At 58.6% G+C, this 18,833-nt stretch carries 17 protein-coding genes; 8 read left to right on the forward strand and 9 right to left on the reverse strand.

Annotated features, from left to right (window positions below):
- Positions 1–10 precede the first annotated feature (10 nt).
- The 8 genes from ACJJVH_RS18320 to ACJJVH_RS18355 form a co-directional block, all read right to left on the reverse strand.
- Positions 11–1,099 (reverse strand): DUF2218 domain-containing protein, encoded by a 1,089-nt coding sequence (locus ACJJVH_RS18320; RefSeq protein ID WP_412065640.1) that lies wholly within the window; start codon positions 1,097–1,099, stop codon positions 11–13.
- The gene (locus ACJJVH_RS18325) at positions 1,096–1,947 is read right to left on the reverse strand and encodes an ABC transporter ATP-binding protein (RefSeq protein ID WP_412065641.1); all 852 of its coding nucleotides are present in this window, start codon (positions 1,945–1,947) and stop codon (positions 1,096–1,098) included. Before ACJJVH_RS18325 ends, ACJJVH_RS18320 begins: the two co-directional genes overlap by 4 nt.
- Positions 1,944–3,044: a FecCD family ABC transporter permease gene (locus ACJJVH_RS18330; RefSeq protein WP_412065642.1), complete on the reverse strand. Its 1,101-nt coding sequence runs from the start codon at positions 3,042–3,044 to the stop codon at positions 1,944–1,946. Before ACJJVH_RS18330 ends, ACJJVH_RS18325 begins: the two co-directional genes overlap by 4 nt.
- Positions 3,034–4,062 carry an ABC transporter substrate-binding protein gene (locus ACJJVH_RS18335; protein ID WP_412065643.1) on the reverse strand — a complete coding sequence of 343 codons (1,029 nt, stop codon included), beginning with the start codon at positions 4,060–4,062 and terminating at the stop codon, positions 3,034–3,036. The genes ACJJVH_RS18330 and ACJJVH_RS18335 overlap by 11 nt, the downstream gene beginning before the upstream one ends.
- A gap of 113 nt (positions 4,063–4,175) precedes the next feature.
- A complete protein-coding gene (locus ACJJVH_RS18340; RefSeq protein WP_412065644.1) occupies positions 4,176–6,662 on the reverse strand; it encodes a TonB-dependent siderophore receptor in 2,487 nt (828 codons plus the stop codon).
- A 126-nt stretch (positions 6,663–6,788) separates the two neighbouring features.
- Positions 6,789–7,811: a FecR family protein gene (locus ACJJVH_RS18345; RefSeq protein WP_412065645.1), complete on the reverse strand. Its 1,023-nt coding sequence runs from the start codon at positions 7,809–7,811 to the stop codon at positions 6,789–6,791.
- 114 nt (positions 7,812–7,925) lie between these two features.
- Complete coding sequence (locus ACJJVH_RS18350) at positions 7,926–8,438, reverse strand: RNA polymerase sigma factor (protein WP_412065646.1); 513 nt, start codon at positions 8,436–8,438, stop codon at positions 7,926–7,928.
- A gap of 662 nt (positions 8,439–9,100) precedes the next feature.
- Positions 9,101–9,982 carry an energy transducer TonB gene (locus ACJJVH_RS18355; RefSeq protein WP_412065647.1) on the reverse strand — a complete coding sequence of 294 codons (882 nt, stop codon included), beginning with the start codon at positions 9,980–9,982 and terminating at the stop codon, positions 9,101–9,103.
- Between the two features lie 300 nt (positions 9,983–10,282).
- Between ACJJVH_RS18355 and ACJJVH_RS18360 the strand changes: the two genes are divergently transcribed.
- The 8 genes from ACJJVH_RS18360 to ACJJVH_RS18395 all read left to right on the forward strand — a co-directional run bounded on the left by ACJJVH_RS18360 (position 10,283) and on the right by ACJJVH_RS18395 (position 17,715).
- Complete coding sequence (locus ACJJVH_RS18360; protein ID WP_412066228.1) at positions 10,283–11,548, forward strand: FAD-dependent oxidoreductase; 1,266 nt, start codon at positions 10,283–10,285, stop codon at positions 11,546–11,548.
- 169 nt (positions 11,549–11,717) lie between these two features.
- Complete coding sequence (locus tag ACJJVH_RS18365) at positions 11,718–12,158, forward strand: biotin/lipoyl-containing protein (protein ID WP_112799070.1); 441 nt, start codon at positions 11,718–11,720, stop codon at positions 12,156–12,158.
- The gene (locus ACJJVH_RS18370) at positions 12,158–13,549 is read left to right on the forward strand and encodes an acetyl-CoA carboxylase biotin carboxylase subunit (RefSeq protein ID WP_412065648.1); all 1,392 of its coding nucleotides are present in this window, start codon (positions 12,158–12,160) and stop codon (positions 13,547–13,549) included. The genes ACJJVH_RS18365 and ACJJVH_RS18370 overlap by 1 nt, the downstream gene beginning before the upstream one ends.
- Entirely contained in the window at positions 13,546–13,971 is a 426-nt protein-coding gene (locus tag ACJJVH_RS18375) for an acetyl-CoA carboxylase (protein WP_412065649.1), read from the forward strand. The genes ACJJVH_RS18370 and ACJJVH_RS18375 overlap by 4 nt, the downstream gene beginning before the upstream one ends.
- The gene (gene pxpB, locus ACJJVH_RS18380; RefSeq protein ID WP_113357172.1) at positions 13,968–14,675 is read left to right on the forward strand and encodes a 5-oxoprolinase subunit PxpB; all 708 of its coding nucleotides are present in this window, start codon (positions 13,968–13,970) and stop codon (positions 14,673–14,675) included. The genes ACJJVH_RS18375 and pxpB overlap by 4 nt, the downstream gene beginning before the upstream one ends.
- Positions 14,672–15,667 carry a biotin-dependent carboxyltransferase family protein gene (locus ACJJVH_RS18385; RefSeq protein WP_412065650.1) on the forward strand — a complete coding sequence of 332 codons (996 nt, stop codon included), beginning with the start codon at positions 14,672–14,674 and terminating at the stop codon, positions 15,665–15,667. The genes pxpB and ACJJVH_RS18385 overlap by 4 nt, the downstream gene beginning before the upstream one ends.
- 32 nt (positions 15,668–15,699) lie before the next feature.
- Positions 15,700–16,467, forward strand: coding sequence for a 5-oxoprolinase subunit PxpA (locus tag ACJJVH_RS18390; RefSeq protein WP_113357170.1), 768 nt, complete (start codon positions 15,700–15,702; stop codon positions 16,465–16,467).
- A gap of 42 nt (positions 16,468–16,509) precedes the next feature.
- On the forward strand, positions 16,510–17,715 hold the full coding sequence (locus tag ACJJVH_RS18395) for a pyridoxal phosphate-dependent aminotransferase (RefSeq protein WP_412065651.1): 1,206 nt from the start codon (positions 16,510–16,512) through the stop codon (positions 17,713–17,715).
- 66 nt (positions 17,716–17,781) lie between these two features.
- Here ACJJVH_RS18395 and nac read toward each other — a convergent pair whose 3' ends face one another.
- Positions 17,782–18,687 carry a nitrogen assimilation transcriptional regulator NAC gene (gene nac / locus ACJJVH_RS18400; RefSeq protein ID WP_412065652.1) on the reverse strand — a complete coding sequence of 302 codons (906 nt, stop codon included), beginning with the start codon at positions 18,685–18,687 and terminating at the stop codon, positions 17,782–17,784.
- Positions 18,688–18,833 lie beyond the last annotated feature (146 nt).

Consider the following 18,833-nt stretch of genomic DNA (forward strand, 5'->3'; position numbering starts at 1 on the left):
CCGTCCTCTTTCAGTCATATTCTTCCGCAGAACCCTCGCCCTCTCGGCGCCCAAGCCGCCAGTAGGCAGCGCAAAGATGTTGCGAACGGTCGAGGTTGCGTTCCTGGCGCAGGTAGCTGCGAAGCCGTCGGGCGACTGAAGTTTCGGCTCCCACGAACACAAAAGATTTCATATCGTCGGGAAAGACGATGGCTCTGACGGCCTCTTCGAGCGCGGTGGTATCCCCAGATTCAGGATGAGCGGAATGCAGATAGCGGAGTTCGATCTTTGTGGCCGATTTGATCTTCTGCTCCTCCGAGGCAGCAGGGATCTCGATCAGGGCAACGCCACGCGTGGTAGCCGGCAGCTCTTCCAGCAGACGAGAAATAACCGGAAGCGCCGTCATGTCACCCGCCAACAAATACCAGTCTGCTTCGCGCACCGACATCCCGCCAGGGCCCATGATGCCGACTATATCTCCTTCACCGGCAGCCGCCGCCCATCGCGACGCGATGCCGTCATCGCCGTGAAGGACGAAGTCGATATCCATCTCTCCCGCAGGAACGTCGATACGTCTGATAGTGTAAGTTCGCATAATTGGACGTCGGTCTTCAGATGGCCATTGTGGCCGCCCATTGCGCCCGGCTATCGGCCATTCCGGCGTGGCGGCCCCTTCCGGCGGCACCAAGACCTTCACATGGTGGCCTCCAGAGGCGAAGCGCGCGAGATCGTCACCCGATAGGGTGATTCGCCGCATCTGCGGTGTCAGCGCCGTCGTACGCGCCACGCGCATGATCCGCAGATTGGGCAGTTCTGTCACGTCGCATCCGTCGCCCGTCCAGACGATCTCCGGCGGCTCCTCCGGCGCCAGCTCTTCCAGATGCATGGCCAGAATGTTCTTGAGGCGAAGCAAGCCAGGAATATCTTCTGCTTCCGCCTGGACCAGAAGATACGTCGCCTCTGCCTCGAACAGTCCACATCCAAAGGGAAACCGGGCATCGCCACGTGTTTCCGTCCATGTTACAGCCACTTCTTCCTCCGCGAAGTGCTGGCATACGACCGAAAGCATATGTTGCGGCCGCCGCATCGGGATCACTGCCTTGGAAACAAATGTGTTCATTTTCTCCATTTCCTTCCCGTTCGCGACGCCGGATGCGACCCCCCGGTATCCGAAGCGTCAGTCGTGCCATCGACAGTGATGCGAAGTCCGGCCAGCGGATCGGCTTCTACTCGCGCCCTGACACCATAGACGGAAGCGAGCGTTCCCGATGTTATCGCGCTATCAGGTGAACCGGATGCGTGCACCTTACCGTGATCAAGCAATACGATGTCGTCCGCCCACCGGGCGGCGAGCGTGAGGTCGTGCAAAACGACGATAACGATCCGGCCCTCGCCAGCCAAAGACCACAGCAGCTCCATGACTTCGACCTGATGCCGAAGATCAAGCGCACTGGTTGGCTCATCGAGCAAAAGCAATAACGGGTCCCGGACGATCGCCTGCGCAAGACTTGCCAACTGCCGCTGACCACCGGAAAGCTGATCCAGCGGCCTGAGGCCGAGGTGAGCAATTCCAATCCTGTCAAGCACGGAAAGCGCCCGAAGGCCTGCGAGCCTACGGTCGTGATCAAGGTCTGCGCTGCGTGGCACGGCACGAAGAGCGACGATCACGCTCTCCAGGACGGTGAGAGAGCTATGGGCTGGAAAGCCCTGTGGCATAAAGCCTACGCGGTTCGCGCGCTCGCCGGCCGAACACCCGATCAACTCCAGTGGGCCGAGCCTGGCAGACCCTCCCGCTGGAATGAGACCCGCAAGCGCCCGCAATAATGTCGACTTTCCCGCGCCGTTTGGTCCGACAAGCGCGACGACCTTTCCTGCCTGGATCGACGGAAGCGATAGTCCATCGACCACCGTGCGCGACTGATACCAGGCGGAAAAATTGGATATGGTGAGAGTGCAGCCGTCCGTCACGAGACCTCCTGTCGACGAAAGACGAGGAGGAAGAAGATCGGCAAGCCGATTATGGCCGTTACCACGCCGATCGGAAGAAGTGCGCCGGGGATCACCATCTTACTGGCAATAGATGCCAGTGACATGACGGCAGCGCCGGTGAACAGCGCGCCAGGCAACAAGAACCTTGAATCCTCGCCGATCAGCAGGCGCGTGATATGAGGACCGACAAGTCCAACGAATCCGATCGTGCCGACAAAGCACATCGCTGTCGCTGTCAGCAAAATGGCCCGAAGCAGCGATGCCAGCCTGGCATTTGTCGTATCTATCCCGAAACTTCTCGCTCTTTCTTCACCAAGCCCCAATGCGGTCAGCCGCCAGGCGGAAGCAAACGAAAACGGCAGTACGACCAGAACAGCCAAAGCGAGAACGGTAACCTGGTCCCAGCTCGATTGAGCAAGGCTGCCCATTGTCCAGAAGACAATCTGTTGCAGTGCTGTCGCAGATGCAAAGAACTGGATAATGGCCGTCAGCGCCTGGAAGGCGAAAGTCAGTCCAATTCCTAACAGTACCACCCGGTCGGCGCCTGAACGCTGCGATCGCGACACAGCCCAGACGAGCATTGCCGCTCCAAAGGCGAAGAGGAACGAACTGGCTGGAATGAGCCATGCCTGCGCAATGCCAAAGACAGTTAACCCTGAGACGATAACGATCGATGCTCCGAATGAGGCAGCCGAAGCGGCGCCGATGGTGAAAGGGCTTGCCAGCGGATTGCCGAGCACCGTCTGTAGTTCGGCGCCCGCCAGCGAAAGCGACATACCGACCAGCAGCGCCATGATGGCCTGGGGCATTCGCACCTCCCAGATGATCATCCCCAGCGGCGAGTCGCCGGCGTTGGGAAGCAATAATTCATGCATGACCGCGCCGGCCGACAGTCCTGCAGGTCCGGTGGCGATATCGATGCAGAAGGCGGCGATCGCCACGACGACAAGAAAGACAAGGACAAGGATTTTTCGCCGTGCGAGACGCTGATGGCCTTCGAGGGTGGCCAGCGCTTCGTTGGAAAGATGATCCAGCTGAATAGTCTGCTGCGTGGTTGGGATGATCTCACTTGCCAACGGGCGTATTCTCCATGCTCGTCCAGTAGGTTCCCTCCATCGGCACGGCCAGAAAACCATTCAACGCCGTCAATGTCGCATCGGGATCGATATCGCGAAATCCCTCTGGATCGATCCACTTGGCGATCACCTCGGCCGCGACGATATTTGCAGGCGTGTCGAGAAAGAAATTCCACAGGCCGTACACTTGGTTTTCTCGGACCGCGCTCGATGTTCTCAGATCGTCGGCGCTTGCGAGCGTCCTCAACGATCGCTTTGCTTCCATCGTCGAAACACCGGGACCAATCGCAAGTCCGCCGTTGGCGCCATTTTCTGGGCGGCCAGTGGCAATATAGACATCCGGGTTTGCGGCAATCACATATTCGCGGCTGAGCCAGCCGCCATGAGCGGGAAGCGGGTCGGCTCCGATGTTCAGACCACCGCCGAGGGTGATATAAGCGCCGAGGCTTGCCTTGCCCGGTGACCAGCAGCATTTCCAGATCCCGGCATGAGCTTGAAGCAGCACTTTGGGAGCGGTTCGCCTATTCGGATCGTTCTCCCGAAGCTTTCGCATGTGGTCTTCATAAAAGGCGATAAAGGCTTCGGCCTTCTCCTGCCGCTGCAATATCTCCCCAAGGATTCTGAGACTGGGAACGGTGTCATTCATCGGGTCATTGAAGAAGTCGACGAAGATGACAGGGATCTTGAAGGCCTCAAGCCGCTGCACGAGCTTATCGCTGGCCGATAGCTCGAGCGGCAGGATGATGAGGTCGGGGCGCAGCGCAACGATCTGCTCGAGCGAGACGCCTCCCGCACCGATTTCCCCGATCGTCGGCACGGCGTCGATCGCGGGAAATTTCCTGCGATATCGCGCATAGCTGGCCGGATCAATCGCTTTGAATGTTTGCGACCAGCCAGCCATTATCTTGACCGGGTCCGGTTCCAGGACGTTCAAAGCGTTGATGACGAAGCCATCAGCCAACACCAATCGCTCCGGCGGCTGGTGCAATTCAACCGTGCGTCCGGCGAGATCGGTCACCGTGATCGATTCCTGCGCGGCCGCGGCGGTCGCCAGAGACCCGACGAATGAGCCTACAAGCAGAAATGAGACGATGGCCCGCCAATATCTAAAGAACCTTCCCTGCACGGGCTTCACCAGCGATAGGTCAAGGTGCCGAATACAGTCCGCCCGAGACCGTAGAAGCATTTCGTGGCTGTCGCGCAGGCCGATACATATTCCTTGTCGAACAGGTTTGTGGCATTGACGGCGAGGCTTAGCCCCTTCAATCGCGGGTTCTTTTCGCCAAAGTCATACCGAACGGCAGCATCGAACAAGGTAAAGTCGGGTACCTCGATCGAGTTGTCGGCATTGGCGTAGCTGCGTCCGTTGTAGCGGATGCCTCCGCCGATGCTCAGGCCAGCCGCCGCACCATCATGGAACGTATAGTTCGCCCAAAGTCCCGCCGTTTGATCAGGAACATAGGTCGGATGATAACCCTGCGCGGTCGTGCTCCTGGTGTTGATGTTGTCCATGTAGGCATAGGATGCGATCAGCTCGAGATTATCCGTGATATTCGCATGCCCTTCGAGCTCGACCCCACGGGAACGGATCTCGCCAGTCTGGATACTGTAGCTCGTGTTGTCAGGATCCGTCACGAGTACGTTTTGTTGCGTAAGCTGATAGACAGCGGCCGTGATAAAGGAATCATGCCCTGGCGGCTGATATTTGATCCCCGCTTCATATTGCTGCCCCGTGGTCGGCTTAAAGGCTGTTCCGCTGGCATCGGTACCGATCGCTGGTTGAAACGATGTTGAGTAACTCACATATGGGGCGACGCCACTATCGAACTCATAAACAGCGCCGACGCGCCATGTAAAAGCATGATCGCCTTGATCAGTTTCCGTACTTGTCAGGCGATTATGCTGGTTGTTTTGGGCCCAGTCCTCGCGAATGCCGCCAAGCAGCGTCAACTTGTCGATCTTGATCTGGTCTTGGGCATAAAGACCTAATTGGTTGATTCTTTGCCTCGAGCTCAGCGTCGTAGCCGGCGTCGGGATCGCAACGCTATAATCCGGATTATAGATGGAAAGCGATGGTGCTGTCCCCTGGCCCTGAACCTCATTTACGCCGAGCCACTGATAATCGAAACCGAATAGGAACTTGTGTGTCAGAGGTCCTGTCGAGAAATCAGCCTGTGCATGGTTGTCCGCGGAGACGGCGTCGAAATGGCTATTGTTCCACAGCACACCGCGCTTAAGGAGCGGATTGTCGGGATCTGACGTGTCTATTCCGGTTGTATAGACACTCTTGTAGTTCAGATCCGTGTGCATGTACCGCAGTTTGGATTCCACCGACCAAATGTCATCAAAACGGTGTTGGAACTGATAGCCGATCGACGCTTCCGTTCGTTTGAATTCGTCGAAGTTCGGTGAGCCATCAAAGAAGCTGCGAGAGATGTGGCCACCGTTTGGAAGGCTCTGAAGCGTGCCTACCGCGGGCAGAAAGCCGAAATAGCCACCTTCGGGATCGTTTTGATATTTGCCGAGGATCGTGAGGGACGTGTCGGCGTCAGGCTTCCAGGTGAAGGCCGGTGCTATCGAGATACGCTCTTCTTTTTGATTGTCGACCTGACTATCGGTCCTATGAGCCGCACCGGTCAGTCGATAAAGTAGAGTACCATCGGGATCGAGAGGCCCTCCGAAATCGAAGCCTGTTTGTACGTGGCCTCTGTTGCCCGCCTGCAATTGCACCTCATGCAGCGACTCCTCGGTCGGAAGTTTGCTGACGAGATTAACCAAGCCGCCCGGTGTACCTTGTCCGTAGAGAACAGAGGATGGGCCACGAAGAACTTCAACGCGGTCCAGATTGTAGATGTCGATTTGCGGAACGGCGTAGTCGACCCCTAGGAGACGAAGTCCGTCGAGATAGGAGTAATCATAATTCACCCCGCCGCCCATGCCGCGATATATAATCGTGTCGTATCGCGTCCCGCCAGCGCCCCGATACTCTGAGACAACGCCTGGCGTGTATCGGAGTGCTTCGCGCACGCTTTGTGCTGCCTGATCTTCAATCTGTTTGCGGGTTACGACTGAGACCGACTGCGGTGTTTCTATCAATGGCGTATCCGTCTTGGTGCCGGCGCTGCTGCGGGTGGCGACATATCCGGATGTTCCATCGGCGGAGCCTTGCACATCAATAGTGTCGAGTGCGATTGCGCCGGGGACGGATGCTCCGCCGGTAGGCGCTGTGGCCGCTGCCTGTCCGATCACAGCGGTCCGGTCGGCGTTGATGCGGAACGGAATCCCTGTCCCCTCCAGCATGCGGGCGAGCGCCTGCTGCGGGGTGAACTGGCCATCCACGGCATGGGAGGTCACGCCGCGCGACGTCGCGGCCGCGAGCGTGACCTGAAGGCCGGACTGGCGGCCAAAGGCGTTCAGCGCGCTGGAGAGCGACTGTGCGGGGATGTGGAAGGCTCTAGTACTCGTCTGCGATGCGGATTGCGACGGGCTCGTCTGGGCGTTCGCTTGCGACAAGCTGCTCAGCCCGATGAGAGCGCTGGTCGTCAGCAGGCGCATAATGAAAGCGCCTTTCCTGTTACGTGTTACTCTGCTTGCTGCATGGCCTGTCGACGCATTCATTCGCCCTGATCTCCGAACTCACGCATTGCCCCACGGAATGCGTTTCCAGACCAAAGACGACTAGCTCGCGATTTTTTTTCACAGATCGCGCTTTTTTTGCGACGCGTGCCAATTTTTTGGAGATCGTTAGAAGCGTGAGATCACGCGAGCAAACCGGGACACTTCACGGACGTTGCCGCCGTAGGGTTCCACCAGCGCACGCAATGCCCGATCCGGGTTGCGCAGGTCATAGAGACCCGTCACCCTCTGCGTTGCGAGAGAGCTGTCAGGAATGGCGATCCAGGCCGGATTATAGCGCTGAAGCTGTTCGACAACCGATCCGATCGTCGCGTCGTTCACAAACAAGCGGCCGTCGCGCCAGGAAGCAATGTCCTCCAGCGCGATTGCGCTTTTCAGCATCTTTCCGGACTTCCGATCTACAATGACCATTTCACCCGGAGCCAGCTTCATGGCGTCGCTTGGGCCGGCCTGTTCAAGCGAGATGCCGACAGCGCCGCGAGCCAGCTCGACACTTGTAGATGCGGATGAAAGCTGCACGTTGAAGGCCGTGCCCAGCACGCGCACATCGATGCCGCCTGCATCTACCACAAAGGGGCGGCTGGAATCGTGATAGACGTCGAAATAGGCTTCGCCCCTAAGGAGAGTCACGCGTCGCGTTGCACCCGACACATCAGCTTTGATCGCGCTTTCGGCCGCAAGCTCGATCGTTGTGCCGTCGCTAAGCTTGATCGTTCGGCTTTCGGCAACTTCGGTGACGTAGTCTGCTTCCATCCGTAGTCGGATCGCCGGATAATTCCAGGCACCAACGAGACAGAGAACGACCACCGCAGCAGCAGCGACACCTTGAACCCAACGTCGCGCCGGACGACTGGCATTGGACATCCTTGTCGCCAATTGAGGCGCTTTTTCCGCACGTTCTTGTGATCCCGGCGCTGTCTGCCACACATGTTCATAGGCCGGCGGAACTTCGCCCATGATCTGCCAGGTCTTTCGCGCTCGGTCCCAAGCCTTGCGATGTTCCTCCGACTGGCGGAGCCATAGTTCGAACTCGGCGGCGAGCCCGGCGGCCGACGAACTGCTATTGAGGCGCAGCAACCAATCCATCGCCTCTTCCAGCACCGATTCCGGTTTGTCGTTTTCGTCGGTCAAAAGTTCTTCCTATCGCTTTCGTCCCGCGGCATCCGTGAGCCGGACAGCTCGAATCGCCTGTCTTGCTCTAAAGACGATTAGCTTGGGAATTTTTTTCATAACACGAAGATCGTGTTAGAGAGGATGGGGTTCGATCGTTTCGGCAATACGCAGCATTGCCTGGCGGACATACCTGTGCGCCGTGGCGGTCGAAATGCCAAGATGATCTGCCACTTCATCGAGTGTGTAGCCACCAAAACGGTGCATTTCGACGGCAATGCGCGCCTCGATCGGCATCTCTGCCAACACCTTCGAGACATGTCGTATCGCGTCGCAGAACAGCGCATGTTGTTCGGGAGTCTGCTCGGCGCGAGGGGCGACCCAGTATGGCAAATCGCGCTTTTCTTCGCGAGCCTCAACCTTGCGATGCTTCAGAACATCAAAAGCAAGATTGCGGACGATCCGATAGAGATAGCCCAGCGCCTGCTCACCGCTCACCGCGCGCAGCTTCTCGGGGACGAATCGGATGAAGGCATCCTGAACGATGTCTTCGGCAGCTTCGCGAGATCCAAGGATCGGCGTTGCATAATCGACCAATGCCGCGCGGTGCGTCAGATAAATGCCGTGCCGGAACTCGCCTTCCTTCATGACACGTAACTCCCGGTAATGCAGCACGAAACCGTTCGGCAATCCCGCCCGATAATCCTTATGTTGTTATCCGCTCCAACTCGCATCGTGGCGTAAATCCTGCATCCTGGCGCTCACATGAGGAATTTCGAGCGCAAAGGCCTATGAGCCTCTGGTTAAAGCGAATGAATTTTTCCTGCAATGACAGTGATTTAGAATGAATCCAGATTAATCGGATCACGCCTCACAGGCGACTACAAATCTGGTGATCTTCGCTCATGTTTACCTGCTGATTTTATTGACTCCCCCGGAGATTAGAGAATTGGCGCGGCCCTCTTTCTTGATCTCTCGCGACACCACCGGGCGCGCCTCGATTCCTTCGTAGATGTGGCAGAATGGCAACTAATCTTATCAGTCGATCTCATTCCTTAGATCGCAGATATCGATTGCTTAAATTGAAAACCGGGGGCAACAAGAAGATGCGTGTTGAGGCAATCAATCGTCGCCTAAATACCTTCAATCCCAGCCGGGTTAGGTCATGAAGTCCGTCGCGCACCGACATTTTGTATGGTTTGCATTCCTGCTTACTCACAGCTCGGCTTGTACTCGTCAGACTTTTAGAAAGCAAAGTTGAGAATATCCAACGGCATTGATCACGGCAGGAAAGCCATATGGCGAGCGGTTCAGTGGCGCATCGTAAAATTGAGGGGCACGATGACGAAGGGTACGACGCCAGGGGGCGGTTTTGGAACGGGCGAGGCGCGATGCATGAGATTAAGTACTTCCTCATCAAGGGCCGGCACATTCGAGGACTGTACCACTTCCGCATCGACCACCGTACCGTCGGGTTCCACGTAGAAGCGCACAAAAACCTTTCCTTCCTGCCGACGCGATAGCGCCGAGAAGGGATAGCGCTTCCTGCGCTCGAGATGGGCGGTGAGCAGCATCTGCCAGCGCTCCTGCGCCTTCATGTCTTTGACGACACCACGCGTGATTTCCTCGCCGATCGTCGCCTCCATCCGGCCAGGCGCCTGGAGCGTGTCGCCCATGTCTATATCGGGTAGCGGATCGTCGGCCAGACCCTTGGCAATCGCGACCTTCGTCTTATCGGGCGCATTCTTTTGCGCCTTGCGCGGTTCGAGCTTCGGCCGCCGCACCGGGATCGGGACTTTCTTCCGATTCCGGGTGTCGTCAGGAGGGATGAAGGGGTCGGCCTTGGCTGTTTCGACCGGCTTTTGATGGTTCTCCTCAGGCTCGGCGTCATGGTCAGCCTGTGATTGGGGGTCGCCTTTCTGCACCTCCTGACGTTCCTCCTTCTTGATCGTCGGGTCAGGAACGAATTCCACTCTGATCGCCATCGGCTGCGGTTCGGGAGGAGGAGGGGCGACCGGTAGCTGCGCCAGCATCGCGGCAACGCAAGCGACGGCATGGGCGAGCAGTGAGACGCAGATGCCGACCGCGGCGCGAGGGGTGAAATGGCGGGAATGCACGGATGCTCCGACAATCCGGAAAGTCTTGTCGGGGGCAGCCTGGCAGATCGGGTCGAAGAGGGTCTCGTGCCGCATTCGATCTTTCAATGAGAATGCAGCCGAACGGCCGCATCGAGGTTGTGGCAATCGGTCGTTCCGGGATTTATCGAGTTCGAGAGCATTCCGCCTCTCCTTGAGGCCAGTCGTTGCGCTCTAAATCTTGACATTATTTCTCAAGATAAGAAAGTGTCGGATTGATAATAGCCGTCAGCGTTGCGCAAAGGCATGCTGGCGGCCGATTTCGATCAAGAGGCGATCAGCCGGCGGAGGGAGCGTGTAATGCTGCGACTCATCCCGCGAATGCTTCGTCAGACTGGAGACGCCGAGAGCATGAACATGGAGGTCACCGACGATGTGGCCGGAAAGACGGGGGCCGAGGAGACGATGGAGCAGGTCGTCGAGACCGGCTGCATTATCGTCGGCGCCGGCCCAGCCGGATTGATGCTTGGCCTGCTGCTGGCGCATGCGGGAGTGGAGGTTACTGTGCTGGAGAAGCACGGCGACTTTCTGCGGGATTTCCGCGGCGACACCATTCATCCCTCGACGCTGGAGGTGGTGCATGAAATCGGCCTGCTCGAGGATCTGCTGAAGCTACCGCACACGCGGGCACCGCGTCTGCACGCTGAAATCGGTGGCTGCGACATCACGATCGCCGACTTCTCGCGGCTGCCGACGAGGTGCCGCTTCATCGCTTTCATGCCGCAATGGGACTTTCTCGACTGCCTTGCGCGGGAGGCGGGGAAACTGACGAACTTCCATCTGATGATGCAGACCGAGGTCACCGATCTCCTCCCAGTCGATCGTAGCGGAGTGACCCTTCGGGCAAGGGGCCCCGGCGGTTTGTTTATGGTTCGCGCCAAGCTCGTCGTCGGGGCCGATGGTCGCAATTCGATCGTGCGAGAAAAGGCCGGGCTCGAGGTCGAGCGTTTCGGCAACCCGAGCGAAGTGGTTTGGATGAAACTGTCGCATCGTTCGGACGATCCGCCATACACCATGGGCCATGGTGGGCCGCGGCAGGGTTTTGTGATGGTCGACCGTGGCAGTTATTGGCAATGCGGCTACGTCATGCGCAAGGACAGCTTTGCCGATATGAGGGAAAAGGGGCTCGACGAGTTCAGAAAGGCGGTCGCGGCTGTGTCGCCATTGCCGTCTGACCGCATGGCCGAGATTCGGTCGTGGGACGACGTGCATCTCCTGAGTATCCGCATCGATCGGCTGAAGCGCTGGTGGAAGCCAGGCGTTCTTTGCATCGGCGACGCGGCCCACGCGATGTCGCCCATTGGCGGCGTTGGTGTCAATCTGGCGATCCAGGATGCGGTCGCTGCGGCGAATATCCTCGCGCAGCCATTGCTGCAGGGCGATGTTCTCGACCGGCACCTGGAAGCCGTCGAACGGCGCCGGACATTTCCGACGAAAGCGACGCAGAAAATCCAACTGATGATGCGCCGCAAGCGTCGGAGCGCCGACGCTGCAAAGCCGGGGCGGTCCGCTCCTCCGGCTTTCATGCGTGCCATCGGGCGATGGCCACTGCTTGCGCATCTGACGGGACGACTGATCGGGATCGGCTTCAGGCCGGAGCATGTGCGTGTCTGGCATGACTGACGCGCGAAATTGGTCGTGACGAGTCTGGCCTTGCGGGTTGGCTAGTCGCCATCGTCATCAAAACTTCTTCTGACCCCATCGTGAGAGCTATCGTGTAGGGAATGGAGCAGCCAAACGCTGCCATGACTGGTTGGATTGCGAGAGGTGTTCCGAAATACCGAGTTTTCGCATGGATCTGTCGAAGATAAAAACGCTGATCGATTTTGTTGGACGATCCAACGTTACCGAACTTACGGTAACGGAAAAGGATGTTACAGTTCGGATCTTCCGAACGTCTGGTTCGACGGATTCGTTACCTTCAACTCAGGTGCCTGCCAGCGTAAAAGCTGCTCATGCCCAAGAAGGTTGCGGTGTGTCCGCAAAATCGGAAATCACTGCCATTACCGTGAAGGCGCCGATCTATGGCGTCTTGCACCGGGCGCCGGCACCCGGGCAAGAGCCTTTCGTTAAGATCGGCGACATGGTGGAGGCAGGGCAGACGCTTTTCATCATCGAGGCGATGAAGGTCTTCAACAAGATCGCAGCCCCGCAGGCCGGTTGCATCAAACATCTCATTGACGTGGATGGCGGTGAAGTCGAGACGGGCGAAGTGCTCGCGGAGATCGCATAATGGCGGAACCTTTTGGCAAGGCAGGCCTGAAAGGCCAACGCTTCGACACGGTCCTGATTGCCAATCGGGGCGAAGTTGCCGCGCGAATTCAGCGGGCTTGTCGCGAACTTGGTTTAAAGACTGTCGCAATCTGCTCCGAAGCTGATAGGCAGGCGCCTTATGGCAAGGCCGCCGATACCTTTATGTGCATCGGTCCCGCGAACGCAGCCGGCAGTTATCTCAACCAGAATGCGATCCTCCTTGCCGCGCATCTGACCGGGGCTGGCGCGATCCACCCCGGCTACGGGTTTCTGTCCGAGAACGCAGTTTTTTCCGAAGCCGTCGAGAGAGCCGGCCTCGCATTCATAGGACCTGAAGCGTCCTCGATCGCTGCTATGGGCGACAAGATATCGGCAAAACGGGCAATGATCCTTGCCGGTGTGCCTTGCGTGCCAGGTCCTGACACGTCCCTTCCGGATGATCCGGCCTCGGTCGAGCAGATCGCTGAGGAGATCGGCTATCCCGTAATTATCAAGGCCGCAGGAGGTGGAGGCGGCAGAGGAATGCGGGTGGTTCCCCATGCGGGCAAGTTGCACGAGGCTATTGCGTTGACAAGAGAGGAAGCTCGTCAGGCTTTCGGTTCCCCGGCGCTCTACATGGAGAAATTCCTCCAGCATCCGCGTCACGTCGAGATTCAGGTGCTTTGCGATAACAATGGCAATGGCATTTGGCTCGGGCATCGCGATTGCTCGATGCAGCGTCGGCATCAAAAAGTGGTCGAAGAAGCCCCGGCGCCCGGGATTTTCTCGGAAACGATCGAACCTGTCGCCTCTGCCTGCATGGAAGCCTGCCGGCAGATCGGCTACCGCGGCGTCGGAACCTTCGAGTTCCTCTATGAGAACGGTGCCTTTTATTTCATTGAAATGAACACGCGCCTGCAGGTCGAACATCCCGTTACCGAGATGACCAGCGGGATCGATATCGTTCAGGCACAGATAATGGTCGCTCAGGGCTTTCCTCTCGAAATGCGTCAGGATGATGTGGCATGTGTTGGCCATTCCTTCGAATGCCGTATCAATGCTGAGGACCATGAAAGCTTCCTGCCTTCGGCAGGCACGATCTCCGATCTGGCACTGCCGGAAGGGCCAAGTATCCGGATCGACACCCATATTCATGCCGGCTATCGCGTCTCGCCTTACTATGACTCGCTGATCGCCAAGTTGATCGTTCATGCACCTACCCGGGCAGAAGCCATGGCCAAAATGCGCGAGGCGCTTGCCGCCACACGGATAGAAGGGATTTCCACCAATCTGCCGTTACTGCGCATGTTGTTCGAGGATGAAGGGTTTGCCCGCGGCGAGACGGATATCCACTATCTGGAACAATGGCTTCGAAAAAGGCGGGCGGCATGAGCGCGATCGACCTTAACGATCCCTCGATCATCGCGGCTCTGGCTGATGCGCTGACGGCAGCAGGCGTTGATGGCGTGGAAATTTCGCGACCGGGCGGCCATCTGCGCATCGTCGTCTCGAAGGCTGCTGGCGCCCAAATCAACCTGACAGGAAATGCGCGGCCCGAGCCGGTGATACCGGTGGTGGTGATCAAAGCGCCGATGGCGGGTCACTTCTATCCTATGCATCTTTCGGATTACGACGAAGCCGAGCGTCTGCCTCGCACCGTCTCAAGCCAGGATGTGATCGGTTTTATCCGCATCGGTTCCGTTCTGCTTCCCATACCCGCCGGCAGGTCCGGTTTGTTGGCCAGGCAATCGGCGGAGTCCGAAACCCTGGTCGGCTTCGGTGATCCTCTGTTCGAAATCGAGTCGCTGTCATGATTGCCAGGTCGAACACCGTCACGTCGCGGCGAGAGATCGTTCCCGTCGTCAATGGCCGGGTCAGAATTTCCTCTATCGGCACCCGATCTTTTCTGCTCGATGCACCGGGCGAATTCGATCTGCCTGCGCAGCGGCGCATCTGGGCTCTGGCGCAAACGATCAAGGGCTGGGCTGATATAGCGGAAGTTATCCCCGGAATGACCAATCTTCTGGCGATCCTCAAGGAAATCCCCGAGGATCCCGAACTGGTGACGGGCCGGCTTCTTGAGGCATGGAACAACGCCGAGAGCCTCGATCTGGCAGGAAAGATCATCGAAATCCCCGTTCACTACGGCGGCGCCTATGCGATTGACCTTCCTGCCATCTGCGACTTTTGCGGCTTGAGTGACCGAGAGGTCGTACGCATCCACCATGAGGCGAGTTACCGTGTCTTTGCCTTGGGAAGCGCGCCCGGTTTTGGCTACCTGTACGGGCTGGATCCGCGCATATACATGCCCCGCAAGACCGTCCCGTCGTTGCGGATGGAGAAGGGCAGCGTGACGATCGGCGGAATGCAGACAGGCGTTGCGATGCTGACAGGTCCGAATGGATGGAATTCCCTTGGCTATGCGGAACTGCAGATGTTCGATCCAACCTCCGCGACGCCGGCCTTGATGGCGCCCGGCGATATCGTGCGCTTTCTGCCGGAAAGGATCGAGCTATGATCGAGATCATCGAAACCGGGCCATTCAACACGGTTCAGGATCTCGGCCGTCCCGGCTATCGCGACATCGGAGTTTCGTCCGGCGGCGCAATGGATCCTCTTGCCGTGAAGATCGGCAATATCCTTATTGGCAATGACGATGATGCAGCTGCAATAGAGGTTCAAACCTTCCCGTTCGAATTGCGGTTCGAGGCCCGCGCCACCTTTGCCGTCACGGGTGCGGACGGCAATCCTACACTGGACGGTCGGGAGCTGCTTTCCTGGTGTACTCACGTCGCCGAGGCGGGTCAGATCTTGAAACTGCAGCAGCCACAGAAATTGGCTCGTGCCTACATCGTATTTGGCGGAGGACTGGATGTTCCGGTCGTGATGGGGTCGCGGAGCACCGCGTTGCGCGGCGGATTTGGCGGCAACGCCGGCCGGCCGCTCATCAAGGGCGACCGATTTGAATTCGGCACGCCATCCAATGCTCTTCCCTTGCCTGCAAACGGTCTTGCCGTCGTCGAACCGGCCGTGGCGTTATGTGATATCTTTCCAGCTGCGATCGATGGCGTGCTATCCGTCCGTGCGATCGTTGCCGGTGAACATGAGCTGTTTGCCTCCGATGGCGAAGCCTTCTGGAGCCAGGTCTGGCGCATATCGTCAAGCAGCGATCGCACCGGTTATCGCCTGTCCGGTGAGCCCATAAGGCCGATGGTGGCGGTCGAAATGCGTTCCCATGGCGTGGTGCCCGGCGTTGTTCAGGTTCCGCCCGGCGGCGAGCCGATCATTCAGATGAGCGATGCGAATACGGCGGGCGGTTATCCCAAGATTGCCGGTGTCATCGAATGCGATCTTTGGCGGCTCGGCCAGGCCCGCATCGGAAGCCGGTTGCGCTTCGCCCGTTCGACGCATGCCGAGGCGCGTGCGGTGGAACAAGCTGTTGCTCGCTATGTCGAGGATGTCAGACGGACGTCGCAGATGGTCAAGCTTGCTGTGAAGGCAATGGCCTGACGGCAATTATCAAAGATAGAGGGGAGGAAGCGGTGAAGATCGATCTGAATTCCGACATGGGGGAGGGTTTCGGTCCCTACCGGCTGTGCGATGACGAAGCGATGATGAAGATCGTCTCATCGGCTAATATTGCCTGTGGCTTTCATGGTGGTGATCCAGACACCATGGCGCGCATGGTTCGTCTCGCCAAGGAAAACGGTGTAGGTATCGGCGCGCATCCAGGTTTGCCGGATCGCTCTGGCTTCGGCCGGCGTGAGATGCCGTTCCAGCCGGACGAGCTTCGCCAGCAGATGCTCTACCAGCTCGGCGCATTGATCGCGATCGCCAGGAGCGAAGGCATGATTGTCGGGCACTTCAGCTTTCATGCGGCCATGGGCAATATGGTCAATCGCGATCCAGCGCTTGCCGATCTGATGATGAACGCCATTGCCACTGTCGATCCGCGCCTCGTTGTGTTTGTTACCCCTGACAGCGAAATCGAAAAGGCGGCGAAACGCGCGAAACTCAAGACTATGGCGCTGTTTCTGGCCGACCGCGCCTATGATGCCCACGGCAAGCTTGTCGCCCGAGGCCTGCCGGGCGCGCTGGTCAAGGATGAGACTTCGGTCCGGGCGCGGGTGCGCCGTTTCCTGATCGATCGAACCATCGAGGCGATCGACGGCTCCGTACTTCAGATGCCGGCCAGGTCGATCCTCGTGCATAGCGACACACCCGGCTCGCTGGAGCTTGCCCGCATCATCCGCAGCGAAATCGAGGCTTCCGGCGCCATGCTGGCGCCTGCGGCCGAGCTTGCGGTCTGATCCCTTCATTCAGTTCTTTATTTTCAGCGAAAGATCACACCGATGCCTTCCACAGCCGATCGCCTGAAGAATGTTTCCATCTCCGCCTCCGCCGCCATGACCCAACGAGCCCGCGAGCTGGCTGCCAAGGGCATTAAGGTCGTCAGCCTCTCATCCGGCGAGCCGGATTTTCCGACACCCGCTCATGCGATCGAGGCAGCGCATGCCGCCGCACTAAGCGGCGATACCAAATATCCGCCGATGGATGGCACACCGATGCTGAAGGCCGCGATCAGCCGAAAATTCAAGCGCGACAACAATCTCGATTACGATGCAAGCCAGATCGTCGTTTCCGGCGGTGGCAAGCAGGTGATCTTCAATGCGATGCTGGCCACCTGCAATCCGGGCGACGAGGTCGTCATTCCCACGCCGTCCTGGGTAAGCTACGCGGACATCGTCAAGTTTGCCGGCGGCGTCCCGGTCGCTGTCCCCTGCTTCGAGCAGGCCGGGTTCAAGCTGCGTCCGGAGGACCTCGAGGCGGCGATCACGCCGCGCACCAAATGGCTTCTCCTGAATTTTCCGAACAATCCGACGGGTGCAGCCTGTTCGCGCGCGGACATGGCCGCGATCGCCGAGGTCATGCTGCGCCATCCGGATGTCTGGATACTCACCGACGATATCTACGAGCACCTCGTCTATGACGGGTTCGAATTCTGCACGATCGCCGACGCCGAACCCAGGCTCTACGACCGGGTCCTGACGATGAACGGTGTCTCGAAGGCCTATGCCATGACGGGTTGGCGCCTGGGATATTGCGCCAGCGGATCGAGGGAATTAATTGCCGCGATCAGCAACGTCAACGGTCAGAACAGCGGCGGCATTGCAACCGTCACGCAGGCGGCGGCGATCGCGGCGCTGGAAGGTCCCCAGGATCTTTTGAAGGAGCGGGCGGCGATCTACAGGAAAAGACGCGACTTCGTGCTCGATCAACTGTCGAAGGTCGAGGGGCTGCGCTGCCACAAGCCGGAAGGCGCCTTCTACATCTATCCCAATATGTCCGGCCTGATCGGCAAGACCACCAAGGGCGGACGCAAGATCGAGACGGACGTCGATTTCGTCATGGCGCTGGTCGATGAGCACCATGTCGCGACGGTGCAGGGTTCTGCTTACGGCATGAGCCCTTATTTCCGCATCTCTTATGCGACAAGTATGGAAAAGCTTGGCGAGGGCTGCGCCCGTATTGCTCAGTTCTGCCGCGATATGCGCTGAGCGGTCATTCCGCGCGCCTGCGGCCCGGTTTCCGGATCGCAGGCCGTTGGCGCCTGCCTCTAAGCTTTAGACTTTCAACTGCTCGGTCAGCTCGACGAGGATGTCCTTGACGGCGAATGCCGGCTCCGACAGTGAATTCTGATCGGAGGTGCAAAGCGACAGTGTTTCCTCGATCCGCGGCGAGATCAGCCGGCAGACCAAAGGCTCGCTCGATTCCGACACGATACGGTCGGCGATCGCCTTCGGCATGATGGTCGCGCCTAGTCCGCTGCCGACGGCGCGCGCCAGCGTTCGCACGATTTCGACTTCGGCCACGACCTTGAGATTGATGCGGCTGCGCGTGAAGGCGGCATCCACGGCCCGACGCACGAAATTATAAGCTGGCGGCAACAGCATCGGCATCCCATCGAGTGCGCTGACGGGCACGGGTTTCTGGTCTGAATCGATCGCGAAATTGCGATGGGCAACGAGGTAGAATTCTTCCCGGAGGATCGGCTCGAAGCGCACGCCCTTGATCGGCCCTATGCCGTGGATCAAAGCCATTTCCAGCCGGCCGGTCATAATCATCTGGCTATAGGTCTGACCGACGCTCTCCGTCAGATGAAGCAGAATGCCAGGATGTCTCTTCCGTGTCTCCGCCAGAAGATCGACGGAAAGCGTGGCGGCGCTGCTGAAGGGCACGAGGCCGACCGAGACGCGTCCGGCAAGTGAATTGCCGGCGGCGGCGGCATCGGCTTGCGCCTGTTCCATCTGACGCAGAATGATCTGCGCGTGCCGATAAACCGCGTGCCCGGCATCGGTCATGCTGACGCCCTGCTGGCTTCGGATCAGGAGTTTCTGGCCGAAATGTTCCTCGAGCGCCGCCAATTGCTGGCTCAGAGCCGGCTGGGCGAGATGCAGGATATCGGCGGCCCGCGTAATGCTGCCGCTATCGACGATGGCAATGAAGGATTTGAAGCGTCTGATATCCATGGCATCGATTACTGTTCTGTCTTGGCGGGGCATGTTTGCAGACGCGCATCTGTTTTGCAACGCAGGCCGATGTCGGAACGCCATGCCGGCTCTTGCAGAAAAATGCAATCGCCCGCAGCGACGGCCAATCCGCTTGCGGCCGGCAC

The organism is Rhizobium sp. SYY.PMSO (genome assembly GCF_046840415.1).
In the GTDB taxonomy this organism is placed as follows: Bacteria; Pseudomonadota; Alphaproteobacteria; order Rhizobiales; family Rhizobiaceae; genus Rhizobium.